The 16,805-nt window shown below is 40.1% G+C and carries 11 protein-coding genes; 6 read left to right on the forward strand and 5 right to left on the reverse strand.

Features of this window, described 5'->3' with window-relative positions; all coding sequences use genetic code 11:
* Positions 1–182: 182 nt before the first annotated feature.
* On the forward strand, positions 183–1,745 hold the full coding sequence (murJ, locus tag BARBAKC583_RS05710; RefSeq protein WP_005767829.1) for a murein biosynthesis integral membrane protein MurJ: 1,563 nt from the start codon (positions 183–185) through the stop codon (positions 1,743–1,745).
* An 81-nt stretch (positions 1,746–1,826) separates the two neighbouring features.
* On the forward strand, positions 1,827–2,897 hold the full coding sequence (trpS, locus tag BARBAKC583_RS05715) for a tryptophan--tRNA ligase (RefSeq protein WP_005767831.1): 1,071 nt from the start codon (positions 1,827–1,829) through the stop codon (positions 2,895–2,897).
* Between the two features lie 1,034 nt (positions 2,898–3,931).
* Here the strand turns inward: trpS and BARBAKC583_RS05720 are convergent.
* Positions 3,932–4,456 (reverse strand): hypothetical protein, encoded by a 525-nt coding sequence (locus tag BARBAKC583_RS05720; protein WP_005767835.1) that lies wholly within the window; start codon positions 4,454–4,456, stop codon positions 3,932–3,934.
* A gap of 728 nt (positions 4,457–5,184) precedes the next feature.
* Here BARBAKC583_RS05720 and BARBAKC583_RS05725 point away from each other — a divergent pair.
* Positions 5,185–5,763 carry a NifU family protein gene (locus BARBAKC583_RS05725; RefSeq protein ID WP_005767837.1) on the forward strand — a complete coding sequence of 193 codons (579 nt, stop codon included), beginning with the start codon at positions 5,185–5,187 and terminating at the stop codon, positions 5,761–5,763.
* A gap of 677 nt (positions 5,764–6,440) precedes the next feature.
* Here BARBAKC583_RS05725 and groL read toward each other — a convergent pair.
* The gene (gene groL, locus BARBAKC583_RS05735; protein ID WP_005767840.1) at positions 6,441–8,075 is read right to left on the reverse strand and encodes a chaperonin GroEL; all 1,635 of its coding nucleotides are present in this window, start codon (positions 8,073–8,075) and stop codon (positions 6,441–6,443) included.
* Positions 8,076–8,130: 55 nt separating this feature from the next.
* Complete coding sequence (groES, locus tag BARBAKC583_RS05740) at positions 8,131–8,427, reverse strand: co-chaperone GroES (protein WP_005767842.1); 297 nt, start codon at positions 8,425–8,427, stop codon at positions 8,131–8,133.
* 282 nt (positions 8,428–8,709) lie between these two features.
* Between groES and fumC the strand changes: the two genes are divergently transcribed.
* Positions 8,710–10,098: a class II fumarate hydratase gene (fumC, locus tag BARBAKC583_RS05745; RefSeq protein ID WP_005767844.1), complete on the forward strand. Its 1,389-nt coding sequence runs from the start codon at positions 8,710–8,712 to the stop codon at positions 10,096–10,098.
* A gap of 44 nt (positions 10,099–10,142) precedes the next feature.
* Here the strand turns inward: fumC and BARBAKC583_RS05750 are convergent, their stop codons facing one another.
* Positions 10,143–11,771 (reverse strand): alpha-D-glucose phosphate-specific phosphoglucomutase, encoded by a 1,629-nt coding sequence (locus BARBAKC583_RS05750; protein WP_005767846.1) that lies wholly within the window; start codon positions 11,769–11,771, stop codon positions 10,143–10,145.
* 197 nt (positions 11,772–11,968) lie between these two features.
* On the opposite strand from BARBAKC583_RS05750, the gene BARBAKC583_RS05755 reads away from it, so the two are divergent.
* Positions 11,969–12,496 (forward strand): peroxiredoxin, encoded by a 528-nt coding sequence (locus BARBAKC583_RS05755; protein WP_005767848.1) that lies wholly within the window; start codon positions 11,969–11,971, stop codon positions 12,494–12,496.
* Between the two features lie 208 nt (positions 12,497–12,704).
* On the opposite strand, the gene hisS is transcribed toward BARBAKC583_RS05755, so the two are convergent.
* Positions 12,705–14,195, reverse strand: a complete 1,491-nt coding sequence (gene hisS, locus BARBAKC583_RS05760) for a histidine--tRNA ligase (protein ID WP_005767850.1) — start codon at positions 14,193–14,195, stop codon at positions 12,705–12,707.
* Between the two features lie 532 nt (positions 14,196–14,727).
* On the opposite strand from hisS, the gene BARBAKC583_RS05765 reads away from it, so the two are divergent.
* Positions 14,728–16,662 carry a DUF1561 family protein gene (locus BARBAKC583_RS05765; RefSeq protein ID WP_005767656.1) on the forward strand — a complete coding sequence of 645 codons (1,935 nt, stop codon included), beginning with the start codon at positions 14,728–14,730 and terminating at the stop codon, positions 16,660–16,662.
* The last annotated feature ends 143 nt before the right edge of the window (positions 16,663–16,805 follow it).

The following is a 16,805-nucleotide window of genomic DNA, read 5'->3' on the forward strand; positions in this document are numbered from 1 at the left end:
TAGGGTAAAACCATAGTAGGATGAGCACCACCATAAATAAAGATACCGCGGAATATAGGATTATATAAACACATTAATGACATGTTCATGATTTTAAAGGGCTTCTTGCTCAGTATTCCATGATACATTTTCCCATGGATACGATACCCAACGTACCTTTAGCCGAATAAAAAAGAATATTTATGAGCTTAATTAAAAAATTTGCAACCGTTGCTTCTGGAACTTTAATGAGCCGCATATTTGGCTTTGTACGTGAAATGCTGATGGCTGCCGCCTTTGGAACAGGCCCTGTTTCTGACGCATTTAACGTTGCTTTTCGGTTTCCCAATACATTCCGCCGATTTTTTGCTGAAGGGGCTTTTAATGCAGCCTTTGTCCCTCTTTTTTCAAAAAAAATTACTGAAGATGGGAGAGAAAAAGCCTGTCAATTCGCAGAAGAAGTATTTGGTGTTTTATTTTCTTTGCTCTTACTTTTAACCATTGTCATGGAATTGAGCATGCCTTTTTTAGTGCGGACAGTTATTGCACCAGGATTTGTAGAAGACGCAACAAAATTTAGCGCTACAGTTCGTTTTACTGCGATCATGTTTCCTTATTTAACATGCATGTCTCTGGCTGCCATGATGGGAGGGATGCTTAATGCACTGCAACGCTATTTTGTTGCCGCTATTGCCCCTGTCTTTTTGAATATTATCCTGATTGGTGTTCTTATCTATACTTGGATCTACCAGCTTGATCCCTGGCATATTGGGTTAAACCTGTCCTGGGGTGTGATGGCAGCAGGCCTTATTCAATTGGGCTTAATTGCCTTTGCTTTGCGCCAAAGCGGTATGAAAATTTGCTTACGCTTTCCTCATTTTGGCCCCAATGTACGTCAACTTTTAACTTTGGCGCTCCCTGCGGCCGTCACAGGGGGGATCACACAGATCAATTTGTTAATCAATACCAACATTGCCTCTAGCCAATCAGGGGCTGTCTCCTCGCTTGTATATGCGGACCGTCTTTATCAGGTCCCACTTGGTGTTGTTGGCATTGCTGTGGCAACTGTTTTGTTGCCCGAATTAACAAAAGCTCTGCGTAGCAAAAATTATACGGAAGCGAACAATCTACAAAATCGTTCAATTGAGCTGACCTTGTTCTTAACCTTACCAGCGTCTGTTCTTTTCTTCCTTATTTCTACCCCTATTGTTAGTTTGCTTTTTGAACGTGGTCAATTTACCAGTGAATCGACAGACAGTGTGGCATATCTGCTGGCCCTTTATGGATTAGGGCTGCCTGCTTTTGTGCTGATCAAGATTTTTATCCCAAGCTTCTTTGCCCATGAAGACACAAAAACACCGATGATTTTTTCAGGCATTTGCGTTTTCATTAATGTCAGCTTAGCCTTGATCTTATTCCCGCTTTTCTCAGCACGAGGCATAGTCATTGCTGAAATTACCTCTGCATGGGTCAATACACTCTTACTGTGCACAGCCCTGATCAAACGCGGCTATTGGAAATATGACATAAAGCTCATCAAATGGATTATGCGCCTGATCATCGCTATTTGTTTGATGGCTGTAGCTTTATATTATGCGCATGAGTTTTTGTCTGTTCCTTTGTCCTCATCTGCATCATTTTTCTTGCGTGCTAGCACTTTGACAGGCTTAGTCATTACAATCCTAGCGATTTATTTTATCATATGCTTTTTGTTGGGCACTGATTATATTTCGCTTTTATGGAAAAAATTGAAAAAGCACTTATAATGTTTTATCTTGCTTTCAGATAAACGCTCTGCCACAAAGTAAAATCTCTATTGTAGAACCTTATTGAGAAAGGCCTATTCTATGGATACCTTTGCACCGCTTGTTTTTTCTGGTGTACAACCGAGTGGCAATCTGCATCTTGGGAATTATCTTGGCGCTATCAAACAGTGGGTGGCCTTGCAAGCATCCTATCCTTGCCTTTATTGTGTCGTTGATATGCATGCCTTAACCGTTAATCCGGATCCGCTCACCGTAATGCACTCTACCCGAGCAGCTGCAGCGACCTTTTTAGCCAGTGGTATTGACCCCGAAAAACAGATTATTTTTAACCAATCACGGGTCTTTCAACATACTGAATTAGCGTGGATCTTTAATTGTATTGCTCGCATCGGCTGGCTGCAACGCATGACACAATTTAAAGATAAAGCTGGCAAAAATCGCGAACAAGCATCCCTTGGCCTTTTTGCTTACCCCAGCCTTATGGCTGCTGATATTCTCGTCTACCGTGCAACCCATGTCCCCGTGGGCGAAGATCAAAAACAACATATTGAGCTAACACGTGACATTGCTCAAAAATTCAATAATGACTATGCTGAGCGTATTGCAGACTTAAACTATGGTCTGTCTCAGCCAGATGATGAAAAAAAAGTACAAGGCTTTTTTCCCATACCAGAAGCGATTATTGGCAACGCGGCTACACGCATTATGTCTTTGCGTGATGGCACGAAGAAAATGTCAAAATCAGATCCTTCAGATTTTTCACGGATTAATTTAACAGATGATGTGGATCTCATTACCCAAAAAATACGCAAAGCAAAAACTGATTCCGCTCCCTTACCGGATACATTGGATGATCTAAAAGAACGCCCGGAAGTTGATAATTTGCTTGGTATTTATGCCGCACTTGCAGAAGTGAGTAAAGAAAAGGTTCTGTTAGAATTCTCTGGTCAACAATTTTCGTTTTTTAAATCTGCTTTGGCTGATCTTGCCGTTGATAAATTGGCACCCATCACACAAGAATTAAAGCGCCTTCATCAAGACAATGCGTATATTGATACTGTTTTGCGCAATGGTGCAGAACGAGCAAGTGCTTTGGCAGAAAAAAATATGAAACAAATCCGTGATATTGTAGGATTGTTACAAAATTCATAAAGTCTATCTGTTCCATAAACAACACATGATATAATATAAAACACAATATAATACAAAACACATGGCAACCAAAACAAGGAAATAAAGACTTTCTGGGGCTCCCCCCTTCCCCCTTTTGGCTTGCCCTCTTAACTTTTTTATCTTGAATGCCTTGTACCTAATCTGAAACCCTAGAGGATGCTTGCTCGCCCTGCGACTCGACCTTTTCCTTTTGTGCTCCTCTTTTATGCTATTTTTCTTGTCGTAACTTTCTTCCTTTGTATTATAGATGTTAGCCTATTGGTTGCTATTTCGCTGCTAACAATCAATAGCGCATCATGTGCATAACCGCACCGCTTCTTCAATAATAAGTGTCCTTTGCATTAATAAAATTCATAGCTTAATTTATCAGGGATAAGAATGACTCAATAGAGGTTAGTATAATAAATCATTCGCTCAGAAAGTTAAGCGCTTGATTGCACAATTTGAGAAAAACTATTTTTCTTCGTAAAGTAAAAAATTCAGCAATTTTCTGCTTTACTTCCTCTTTAATTAAGAATGACAATACTCACTTTAAAAGCATCATCAGTCTCCTATGGTTTCTTCAAAAATTGGCCAAATTCAACAGCCGAAAAAATCAATAGTTAGCCAAATTCAATAATCAGTCAGAAACATTATTTATTTTTTAATGATCGATCAAAAATTGCAAAACATGGCAAAAGACAAAATACTTTGCTTTGGTAGTGTTAATTCCTCAGCAAGAAGACGAAATTTTCATCAACATCTGGTCGAATAGAAAAGGTTTATGCGATTTGTTTTCAGACTATGACGCTTGGAGCGACCATCAACATGATCAGATTTTGTAAAATAGGCTCATCTTAGTTTACAAAAAAATCATAACGTATTGTGAACCCGCTTCGCTTTGTTGAGCAATTTTTCAATATCTCTTCTCTCACGTTTAAAAGCTTTCGTCATAGGCTCTAAACCGGAAAGTGTATCTAAAGGGTGAAACTGTTGATTTACGCTCTTTGACCACCATATTCCTGTTTCATTCTTCAACTCTTGCACAATATCTGTAGCAACGTGTTCAGCATTAACAACAGCAGATTCAATGTTTGAAAATCCCCCTTATTAAGATGATAAATTGTGCAACCAAAACCAAAAAAAGTAGAAAAGGCAGCCTTATTCACCATTCCATGTGCAAGAATAGGAATCTTAGCTTCCCCCATTTCTTTACGAATGTCTCTTTCTTCACGCATCTGGATCGCAGAATATTTTGAAGATAAGATACGATAAGGAATATGATGCCTGCGTGCTTTACCTTCACATGCAATAAAAGCAATAACTTCTGCCGCTTCATGGCTATCAAGTTTTGTTCCTGACATCAGGGTAATAAGCATACCAGCACGACTCATCGCATGAGATGCTGGTAGATTAGCTGATCCTTCAAGATCCATAATCACACAGCTATGGGTTTTAGCTGCTTCGTCAATAATTTCAATAATGTTATTTTCATTGACTCCACCCTGAACTTCTATGTTGGATGGATAATGAGGATGAGCACTTTGCTCATCATTCATGCACAACGGACTGATTGGGAATCCATATTAATGATTTTTACTTCTCATTCATGATAGGCCACGACTTGCGAAAAACAAGTCAAGTGCAGATGTCGACTTTCCAACACCGCCTTTTGTTGAGCAAAACACGATTGCTGGCATAACCCTTCTTATCACGCTTTTTAAAATATAGTGTATGGATAGATAACTTATGTCCTAAATATATCTTACATATAGTTGACATACATTATACATATTTTTACTTATTAATAGAAGATATTGTCTTAAGCGCTATGGCTATACTGAAGATTCAATTCATTGAATAAGCAGACGTTCCCTCTATTTTTCAGATACACGCATGAAAAAACGAAAAATGCACGCCAAAAAATAGCCTCTGCAATAAAAAGTGTACAATGAAATTCTCATAAATAAGAAGACAAAGAAATTCTCACAAATAAGAAGACAAAATGATTAATGATCATCAGAACTATCGTTATCATAAGCTTTAGCTTTTTATCATAGGAAAAACTAAAATGCCTATATCACCAGCTATCAGATTTATATCATCTACCAGATTTGCATCATCTATCAGAGAAGAGATTTTTCCATTTTTATCCTTCCTATTTTGTAAGATCTCTGCAATAAAGTCCCTATGGTGTCTTTGGAATAAAAAATATAAAGCACTTCCCTTGAAAGATATTTATAGGTCCAATTTTTTCCTAAACCCGAGACATAAAAGGATCGTCTATATGTTTATACAGACTGAAACCACACCTAACCCTGCAACACTCAAATTTTTGCCAGGCCGCGTAATCCTCTCTGAAGGTGTGTTAGAATTTCGTGATAGCGAAGCTGCTGCTTTAGGCTCCCCCTTAGCGGCTAAATTATTTCAAATTTCTAATGTTAGTGGCGTTTTATTAGGGTATGATTTTATCACGGTGACAAAGAGTGACGGTGAGTGGCAACACCTTAAACCGGTTATTCTGGGCACCATTATGGAACATCTTCTGTCCAATGCCCCGATTGTCAGTACAGGGGCTGCTGCACATGCACAAAGCCATACTCATAATGAAGAATTTTATGATGAAAAAGATGCTGATATTGTGAGCACGATAAAAGAATTGCTAGAAACACGTGTGCGTCCAGCTGTTGCGAATGATGGCGGAGATATCACCTTCCGCGGTTTTGAACATGGTATTGTTTACCTTAATATGCGCGGGGCTTGTGCTGGGTGCCCTTCTTCTACAGCAACATTAAAACATGGTATTGAAAATCTGCTACGACATTTTATTCCAGAAGTTGTAGGCGTTGAAGCCATGCCACAGTGAGAAAAACTAAGACAAATCTATGACACGCTTCATCCTCTATTACACAACGGAATAAGAAAGATTTTACTTTTCAAGACTATTCATTCATAACATTGCCCATACTCTTGCACGCAAAAAGCATTTTATGAGTGCAAAGAGTAAGATCTCTTTCTATAATGTAGTCGTATGCTCATTTATGATAAACAAGAGCAGAACATACAAAAAACTATAGCTAATTTAGAAAAATATTTGCGAATGAACGAATGGCTCTTAGCTAAACAATCAGTGTCTTACCAACTGTCCTGTACCAATTTTATACATGTCAATTTTAACATTTTATACATATCAGTTTTAACACATGCCAACTTTCAACTGTATCTCTCCAGTCAAGACAAAATATTTTCAATAGCGGGATTTTTTCAAAACAAGCTTTTTCAGCTTTTTTCAAGATAAGATGTTTTCAAGACGGGCTTTTTCGCTAGAAAATCAATAGCGAGCTTTTTCGCTAGCAAATATGAAGTTTTTTCTGCCAAGAAACGGTAAGCGCTGCCAATCAAGGATCAAGGACTATTAGCGACTCTTAGAAGCTCTCTTTTGCAGATCTTTTACATGCAGCTCTTTCATGTCTTTCAAATAAAGAAAAGCATAAAAAAACGGGCCGATTGGCCCGTTTCTTATCTATTTCTTTGTGAGTTGGCTTAGAAATCCATTCCGCCCATTCCGCCACCTGGCATTGCAGGCGCTGCTGCTTCTTTCTTCGGAACTTCAGCAACCATCGCTTCTGTCGTGATCAAAAGACTTGCGATTGATGCTGCATTTTGCAGAGCAGAACGCACAACCTTCACTGGATCAACGATCCCAAAAGAAATCAAATCACCGAATTGAGCCGTTGCTGTATTGTAACCAAATGTATCTGAACAATTTTCAAGCACTTTGCCAACAATAACCGCTGCTTCTTCACCTGCATTATGAGCAATCTGACGTGCTGGAGCTTGCAAAGCACGGCGGATGATACCAATACCTGCTTCTTGATCTGGGTTTTTCCCTTTAATAGAAAGAGCCTTTGCAGCACGCAAGAGCGCAGTTCCACCACCAGGAACAATCCCTTCCTCTACAGCAGCACGTGTTGCGTTCAACGCGTCATCAACACGGTCTTTCTTTTCTTTCACTTCAACTTCTGTTGAACCACCAACACGGATAACGGCAACACCACCAGCAAGTTTTGCAAGTCTTTCTTGCAATTTCTCACGGTCATAGTCAGAAGTTGTTTCTTCAATCTGTGCCTTAATCTGGCTAACACGTGCATTGATTTCAGACTTTTGTCCAGCACCATCAACAATGGTTGTGGTTTCTTTAGAAACATGCACTTTTTTAGCGCGTCCAAGCATTTCTAAAGTTACATTTTCAAGCTTAATACCGACATCTTCAGAAATCACCTGACCAGAAGTCAAAACTGCAATATCTTCCAACATAGCTTTACGGCGGTCACCAAAACCTGGAGCTTTAACAGCAGCAATTTTTAAACCACCACGCAACTTGTTTACAACGAGCGTTGCCAAAGCTTCACCTTCTACATCTTCAGCGATAATGAGAAGAGGCTTACCAGACTGAACAACAGCTTCAAGCACAGGCAACAAAGATTGCAGATTAGACAATTTCTTTTCATGAATAAGGATGTAAGGATCATCAAGATCAACCATCATTTTTTCAGAATTGGTGACAAAGTAAGGAGAAAGATACCCACGATCAAACTGCATTCCTTCAACAACTTCCAACTCAGTTTCAGCTGTTTTTGCTTCTTCTACCGTGATAACACCTTCATTACCGACTTTTTCCATAGCATCAGCAATCATTTTACCGATGTCCTCAGCGCCATTAGCAGAAATAGTTGCAACTTGTGCAATTTCTTCTGAGGTTTGGATCTTCTTCGCTTTTTTGAAAAGATCTGCAACAACCGCTTCAACAGCAGCATCAATTCCGCGCTTAAGATCCATTGGATTCATACTGGCTGCAACAGCTTTCACACCTTCCTGAACGATGGCCTGCCCTAAAACAGTTGCTGTTGTCGTTCCATCACCAGCAATATCGTTGGTTTTTGAGGCAACTTCACGCAACATTTGCGCGCCCATATTTTCAAACTTGTTTTCAAGTTCGATTTCTTTTGCAACGGACACACCATCTTTTGTAATGCGTGGAGCACCAAATGATTTATCAATCACCACATTGCGGCCTTTAGGACCAAGTGTTACCTTAACAGCATCAGCAAGGATATCCACACCACGTAACAACCTTTCACGTGCGTCACGGCCAAATTTTACTTCTTTAGCAGCCATCTATTTTCTCCTTAATTGTCTTAAATAATGTACTACAAATAATGGAAAATCGGATTTAAGCGAGAATTCCCATGATATCAGATTCTTTCATGATTAAGAGCTCTTCACCATTAATCTTGACTTCGGTTCCAGACCACTTGCCAAACAAAATGCGATCTCCTTCTTTTACTTCGAGAGATACACGCTGTCCATTATCATTGAGGACGCCATTGCCAACAGCAATAACTTCCCCTTCTTGAGGTTTTTCCTGTGCTGTGTCGGGAATAATAATCCCACCAGCTGTCTTGTTTTCTGATTCAACCCGGCGCACGACAACACGATCGTGAAGCGGGCGGAACTTTGTGTTAGCCATGTTTTAAACCCTTAAAACTTGAATATAACTATGTATTGATTTTAAACTCAGTTAGCACTCCCTTGCTACGAGCGCCAATACTGGTTATATAAAAATGCGGCTCTACGATGTCAAGAACTTTAGAACAAAATTTTATCACTGCGGTTTCGGAGTAATTTTATATTTTGGCTCCTTTAATTTCTGTTGAGTAATATTTATTTTTCTATACATTATCTTAAAACAAATTTCTTTATACGTCGATTTAAACCACAAAAATGAGATGAAGATAGAAGGATTTTATTTATGGTCAAAACACGTCAAGAAATGGATAGTTTTGGAGCAATTTCAGTCCCTCAAGACCGCTACTGGGGTGCTCAAACTGAGCGTTCTTTACATCATTTTAATATTGGAACAGAAAAGCAGCCCCTTTCTTTGATTTATGCTTTAAGCCTTATTAAAAAGGCAGCAGCTCTCGTAAATATGCAAAAAGGAAAACTCGAGAAAAAGATAGGAGAAGCAATTATCCTTGCTGCTGATGAAGTGCTTGCTGGTGCATTCGATACACATTTCCCACTCTCAGTCTGGCAAACAGGTTCTGGAACGCAGAGCAATATGAATGTCAATGAAGTGATTGCCAACCACGCCAGCGTCCTTTTGGGAGGGAAACTTGGCAGTAAATCGCCTGTTCACCCCAATGATCACGTTAATATGAGCCAATCCTCAAATGACTCCTTCCCAACAGCTCTCCATATCGCTACCGCACTGCAAACACACCAACATCTCCTTCCAATTCTTGACACTCTTATCGGTGACATCCAAAAAAAGGAAACTGAATTTTCAGACATTATTAAAATTGGGCGTACCCATACGCAAGACGCAACGCCCCTTACACTGGGGCAAGAATTTTCAGGCTATCGGGCCGCGCTTGAAGCAAACCGCCATCGTATTGCAATGGCTTTGACTGATGTCCAAACCCTTGCGCAAGGTGGCACGGCTGTTGGAACCGGTCTTAATGCACCACAAGGTTTTGATGTTGCCTTTGCTGAAACAATTACTTCTCTCACAGGTGTGACCTTTAAAACTGCTAACAATAAATTTGAAGCCCTCGCACACCATGGAGCCCTTGCAAATTTTCACGGCAGCCTCAATGCATTAGCAGCAGATCTGTTTAAAATTGCCAATGACATTCGCTTCTTAGGATCAGGACCGCGTTCAGGATTAGGCGAACTTAGTCTCCCAGAAAATGAACCTGGGTCTTCTATCATGCCAGGAAAAGTTAATCCTACACAATGTGAAGCCTTGAGCATGGTTGCATGCCAAATCTTTGGTAATCATACCAGTATAACGTTTGCAGCTAGCCAAGGTCATTTTGAGCTCAACACCTTTAAACCGATCATCGGTTATAATGTTTTACAGTCGCTTTCTCTCTTAGGAGATTCTATGCGATCCTTTAGCACGCATTGTATTCAAGGACTGCGCGCCAACCGAGACCATATCCATTCTCTTATGGAACGCTCTCTCATGTTAGTGACAGCATTGGCTCCGGAAATTGGCTATGAAAAAGCAGCTGAAATCGCTAAAACAGCTCATAAAAATGGCACAAATTTACGTGATGAAGCCTTGAAAGCAGGTGTCTCTGCTGAAATTTATGACCGGTTCGTCGATCCTAAAAAGATGATCCACCCACAATAAGTGCTTTTGTTGCAATTCTTGATCAATGCTTTTGTCGCAATGCTTTATGTCACAATATCAGGTCGTTCTCGGCCCAAATAATGGTTGATTTTTAACATTTCAAGCGCTGCGACAAATAACGGCTGCAGAACTTTTTGACACTCTTGAGCATGATATTGAGGATTGCCTTCATACTGCTCAAGATAAAGCCGCACAGTAGCTCCTGCAGTTCCTGTTCCAGATAAACGCACCACCAAACGTGCGCCATTGTCGAAAAATACACGCACCCCTTGCTGTGTATTCACACTGTGATCAATCGGGTCATGATAAGAAAAATCATCCGCTTTTTCGACTGTAAATCCAGCGATCTGCGTTCCTGCCTGAGGAAGATGAGCACGCAAATCTTCTATCATTGCTTCAGCTTTTTGCGTTTCAACATCTTCATAATCATAGCGCGAATAATAAAAGCGCCCATAACAGCGCCAATGCTGCTGCACAATATGCGCTGCACTTTTCTTTGTCACCGCCAAAAGATTTAACCAAAATAATACAGCCCACAAACCATCTTTTTCACGCACATGGTTTGACCCCGTTCCAAAGCTTTCTTCACCACAAAAGGTCACTTTGCCAGAATCTAACAATGTGCCAAAAAATTTCCACCCTGTTGGTGTTTCAAAACACGGCACCCCTTTTTGTTCCGCCACCCGATCTACTGCACGCCCCGTTGGCATAGAGCGTGCAATCCCCGTGATACCGTGGCGATATCCTTTAATCAGATGCGCCTGATCCGCCATAATGGCAAGGGAATCTGAAGGGTTAATAAATTGGTGGCGACCGATAATAAGATTACGATCTCCATCACCATCCGAAGCTGCACCAAGATCAGGTCCATGATCAGAAAGCAATAAGTCGTAAAGATCCTTCGCATGAATTAAATTAGGGTCTGGGTGCTTTCCACCAAAATTGGGTAAAGGTGTACCATTAACCACTGTCCCCTGAGGGAAACCCAAAGATTTTTCAAAAATCTCTTTTGCATAAGGGCCTGTCACAGCATGCATAGCATCAAATCGCAAAGTTAACCCTTCCGCCACGGCCTGTGCAATACAATCAAAATCAAAAATCTCCTGCATTAAAGTATGATAATCCGCAACAGGATCAATAATCTCGACTTGCATAGAACCAATAAAGCTATGCCCTTTTGTTTCCAAATCAATCTCTGGAGCCTCGATTATTTTATAAGAAGAAAGACGCTGCGATGCTGCAAAAATAGCCTCACACACGGCATTGGGAGCTGGACCACCATTGGCAATATTATACTTGATGCCACAATCCCCCTCTGGTCCACCAAGATTATGACTTGCTGAAAGAATAATGCCACCTTGAGCATTATATTTGCGAATAAGATGTGATGCAGCAGGCGTTGACAAGAGCCCCCCTTTGCCAACCTTAACACACCCCACACCATGAGCTGCAGCCATTTGCAATATACGCTGAATTAAAGTGTGATTCAAATAGCGTCCATCGCCACCAAGGATCAAAACTTGCCCTTCAAGAGACCCAACAGTGTTAAAAATGGATTGAATAAAATTTTCAACATAATGGGGTTGTTGAAAAACCGATACCTTTTTGCGCAAACCAGATGTTCCTAGCTTCTGATCATCAAAAGGTGTTGTCTCTATAGTTTTAACATTCATACAAAGAGCCTTCATATCCCTTTTCTTGGTTTAATTGAAAAGAAAAACAGACTCAAGTTGAAGATGAATTTAATTTAATAAAATGCATGCATGAAATTCTTGCAAATTTATTGCAATAGACTAGAGTATTTGTTGTCCGTATCAAAAATAAAATTATTTTTGAAACACCATTCTAAAAGCCATAGGAGGGCGTAATCATGGTTAGAAGAAAAATTCCTAACGTAACGTTCCACACACGCGTACGTGATGAATCGATAGGCGGGGAGAATCCTTATCGGTGGCAAGATGTCAACAGCGATGCTTATTTCAAAGGAAAGCGCGTGATACTCTTTTCTCTCCCAGGAGCGTTTACGCCTACTTGTTCAAACTTTCAGCTCCCTGACTTTGAAAAACTTTATGATGACTTTAAAAAAATCGGTATTGATGACATTTACTGCCTTTCTGTAAATGACACCTTTGTGATGAACGCTTGGGGAAAAAAGCAAGGCATAAAAAATGTGAAATTGATCCCTGATGGTTCTGGTGAATTTACACGAAAAATGGGCATGCTCGTTGAAAAAACCAATATTGGCTTTGGCATGCGGTCATGGCGTTATGCTGCTGTTATTAATGATGGTCTCATTGAACACTGGTTCGAAGAAGAAGGCTTCGCAGACAATTGCGGAACAGATCCTTATGAAGTCTCTTCACCACAACATGTTTTAAAAGTGTTGCAAAATTCATAAATAAAGCATCACTTTATTCAAACAGCGCAAACTTCTCCCAATAACAGTTTGCGCTGTTTTTTATTGAAAAACATCATCATAAAAATAAAATAATTGATACTTTTTTGGCCAAAATCCCTCACTGCCGATAGAACCAAGGATAAGTTTTTCTTCTCTTCGTCATATGCGTTTTTTCTTCTTCTCATTAAGAAGATCAAAAAGCAGGCTTTTATAAGAATTGATGAGCAACCAAAATCTCTTGAACCGCTTGCACCAGTTGATTTTCATCAACCATTATTTGCGCTGGGCGGCTTTCTCGCCATGTTTGATTATCTTTAATTTCTGCAGATAAACGAGCTCCTTCAATCAGATCTTTAATCTGAACTTTACCCTCCTGGCGCTCAGATGCCCCTTGGATCACCACACAGGGGGCATGACGCCGATCTGCATATTTCATTTGCGCCTTTATGCCTGCAGCCCCGAGATATAATTCAGAACGAATGCCGGCATGGCGCAACTGCATCACCATCTTTTGATAATACGCCACATATTCAGGGTCTTTATCCATCATCAAAACCACAACTGGGCCTACTGTTTTTTTAACAGGACATTTTCCCAGATTGTGTAAAGCTGCCATCAAACGCGATACGCCCACAGAAAAACCAGTTGCAGGGACAGCTTCATCGCGAAAACGTGCAACTAATCCATCATAACGTCCCCCGCCACCCACAGAGCCAAAGACAACTTTTTGGCCTTCTTCATTGAGAACATCAAAAAGCAGTTCGGCTTCAAACACAGGCCCTGTATAATAATCCAACCCACGTACCACTGAAGGGTCGATCTTGATGCGATCTTGATAGCCATTTTTGCTAAAAATAGTCTGCATTTCTTCTAACTCATGGATCCCTTCTAACCCGCGAATTGTGTGGCCCACAATGTTTTTAAGATTATCCAATGTCGCTTCAGCCGTTTCAGCACCAACAGAAATTAAAGAAAGGATAGGCTCGCTTTCTTGCTGACTTAAGCCTGCTCCTTTTGTGAAATCCCCACTTTCATCTAGACGGCCTTTGCCTAAAAGCAGACGCACACCTTCCATGCCAAATTTATCGAACTTATCAATTGCTCTAAGAATAGTTAAGCGTTTCTCAGCTTGTTCATCTCCCTGCAAACCAATCAGCTCTAAAACACCGTCAAGAATTTTCCGATTACTCAAACGAATAACATAATCATGACGTTGAATACCTAATCGTTCCAAGCTATCGGCTGCCATCATGCAAATCTCAGCATCCGCTGCAACTGTTGATGAGCCAACAATATCAGCATCCAATTGCATAAATTGCCTAAAACGCCCTGGCCCTGGTTTTTCATTACGAAAAACAAAACCAGAACGATAACTGCGATAAGGCTTTGGTAAAATTTCAAAATTTTCAGCAAAATAGCGCGCAAGAGGTGCTGTCAAATCATAGCGTAAAGACATCCATTGTTCATCTTCATCTTGCAAAGAAAAAACACCAGCATTGGGGCGATCTGAATCGGGCAAAAATTTCCCTAAAACATCCGTATATTCAAAAATAGGTGTTTCAAGTGCTTCAAATCCATAGGACTCATAAACTTCGTGAATTTGCGCGATCATTGTTTCCAAAGCATGCAACTGTGCACTTGTGCGATCAACAAAACCGCGCGGTAAACGGACTTTTGTTTTTTCTTCTTTTTTTGACATTATTTTCTCTAGCAACAATCTATCTTTATAATGATAAGTTATTTGTGTCTATCGCATAGCAACACATGCTGCAATGACTTTATAAAACTGAGCCCAATCCTGATCAAGATAAGCCTAAGGTAACAAAAAGATTGCTTTTATAGCATAAAGCAATCCCTTTTTTCCCTACCTCCCTCTTAATTTCTATTCTATTTTCATTAACTTTTAACTGTCACGAACTTTTAAATCAAAAGCCAATCTCGCTTAAAAAGCATATCCTGTACCATTTTTTTCAAAGGCTTCTCTTGTCAAGAAAAGACAACGGACTACTTTCTTTAAAATCGTATTTTTTTCTTCAATTTTCTTTAGGTTTTTATGATGTCTTAGAAATTTTAACGTTCGAACCCATCCATTGCCAAGAGCGAACAACAGGATGAACTTATTATTTTATCGAGAATAGCGTTAATTCCATCTTCAGCAGAGAGGGGATGAAGCGCTATTCTCTAGCTAATGCATCAAAAAAGGGGAGAGATTATCACGAAAAGGAACAGGAATGGAATTGAAGCTGTTGTTATTTTTTTTTATTTTATTACAGACGCTTCATATTTCTGTTGCGGCTCCCATTCCTTCTTCTCCCATTCAACCCCCTACTGATACCGCTCATGATGAAGCTATTCGTGTCCGGGTTCATACAGGATATGAATATTGTTATACGCCAACATTTGTAAATGGTGAAAGCTATGTTTACCTTAACCGTTGTTCTTCTTCCAGGGCTCCATCTGCTCGATATGATGTCTTTCAACGAATAGCTTGGAATGTGAATAATGTTTGGCTATGTATGACGGCTCCTAGCTCTGTAACAGGCATTGATGGAAAGTCTACAGAAGATTGGGATTATCTCTTATTAAGACCTTGTGTCATCAATGATGCTAATCAACGCTGGATCATTAAAGAAAATGCTTTGTATACAGCTGATAAAAAATTCCGGGTTAAAGATTACAAATGGTACGCTTATATTTCAAAAAACTCAGGCGATTACTATGATCATACCCTTATCGGGATGGATAAGTGGGCAAACACTGTAGCTCCTCCTGTGAACCTTAATACAAAAACTTTCTTAGGTTGGAACTTTATCAGTAGTCCTACCCAGACTAGATATTATGTTACAGACGATGGATCTCGAGCAGAACTATTTGATCTTTATTATAATCCAGAAAATGGTCACCTTGCTCGGTATTTTCCTTCCTCTGGAGCAATGTCTTGCATGGTTTCCCAACAAGCTCAATCAGAAAGTTGGGATTGGGTAAGGTGGTTATCATGTAAGGAAACTATTTCCCACAACACAGAAGACAAAGATATTGGTTTTTGGGATATTTCTCAGTTAAACGGAAACGAAGGTCCTATTTTGGATTATCTAGGCAATCTGTTAAGACTTACCCAATACGGCTCCAATTGGGGTTTCCCTTACACCGCTACAAGTGATTATATTACTAAACAAGAATCGCAATATAATCACCCTACCTCTGATTTTATTTTTGAGTACGACATTGAACGGTGGAACCGCTTTGTCAATGGGAATTTAGGGGATACGCTTACTTATTGCCCGGCTCCTGGAACAAAGAAGAATGTTACCCAGACGGCTCACATACGAGAAAAACGATCGTTACCTCCTAGTTTTGAACTCACTGAGGAATGGAAAGAAAGACTATGGCAGATTGCTAGAAGTAATGTTCATGGCACAACACCAAGAATTGCCTATTGCGGCCCCTGCATGCTGCAGACTTTACAAATGCTTGCTGAATTACAAACACGTTATCCAAGAGGACCTCTTCCAGATGGAGCAGGCTATTTCTTTAATACAGCTCCTAATAGAAATCTATTTATTTCCTTTCACGCAAGATTCCCTCTGCTTGCAGAAAGGCTACGTAGCACAGAAAATTATATTAATGTCCCTTTGCACACAGGAGAGAGTGACTATACACGAACAACGAGAATAGGTCGTTCAGCAGCACTCATATTATTGCCCAATTATGACTGGAGACCTTCAGCTGTTGCTAGAACACGTGAAGAGATGAGAAGCATAATTCAAAATATGCTTACTGCTCCTAGTGGCACACTTTGGTATCTTGCAATGGTGAGAACAAGCTCTACAGGAACATCTGGCCATGCTCAACCTATTTTGCGAACAAGGGATGGGCTCGTATTAATCCCTACAAATACAGTTGGAACAACTTTTGAGCAATACCTACAACGTCTTACTCCAATAACAACAGTAGAAGGAGTGTTAAATGATCTTACACGTGGAGGCGCTCTAATACTTAATTCACTTGCAACAACTCAAATGGCTTTGAGATATGAGATTCCTTTAGATTTTTATTTGTCGCAAAGAGATTGCACGGGAGAAGGAGATGGGAGAAGAGGCAGTGGCCTTTTTCCAAGAGCAGCGCTTTTTAATCAGTGTCTCAGTGGCAGATGTGCGATCCAATAAGGTGCTTAAAGCCTGTGTTTTAAGTTTTAGAGCGCAATCGATAAGGCAGAGCAACAAGCTTCACGAGTCTTTTACTCTTGATAATTATCCTGAGTTTTATACAGGAGAGGATCCCCATGATAAAGATTAAACTTTTATATCAG

The sequence above is a fragment of the Bartonella bacilliformis KC583 genome (assembly GCF_000015445.1).
Classification (GTDB): Bacteria; Pseudomonadota; Alphaproteobacteria; order Rhizobiales; family Rhizobiaceae; genus Bartonella; species Bartonella bacilliformis.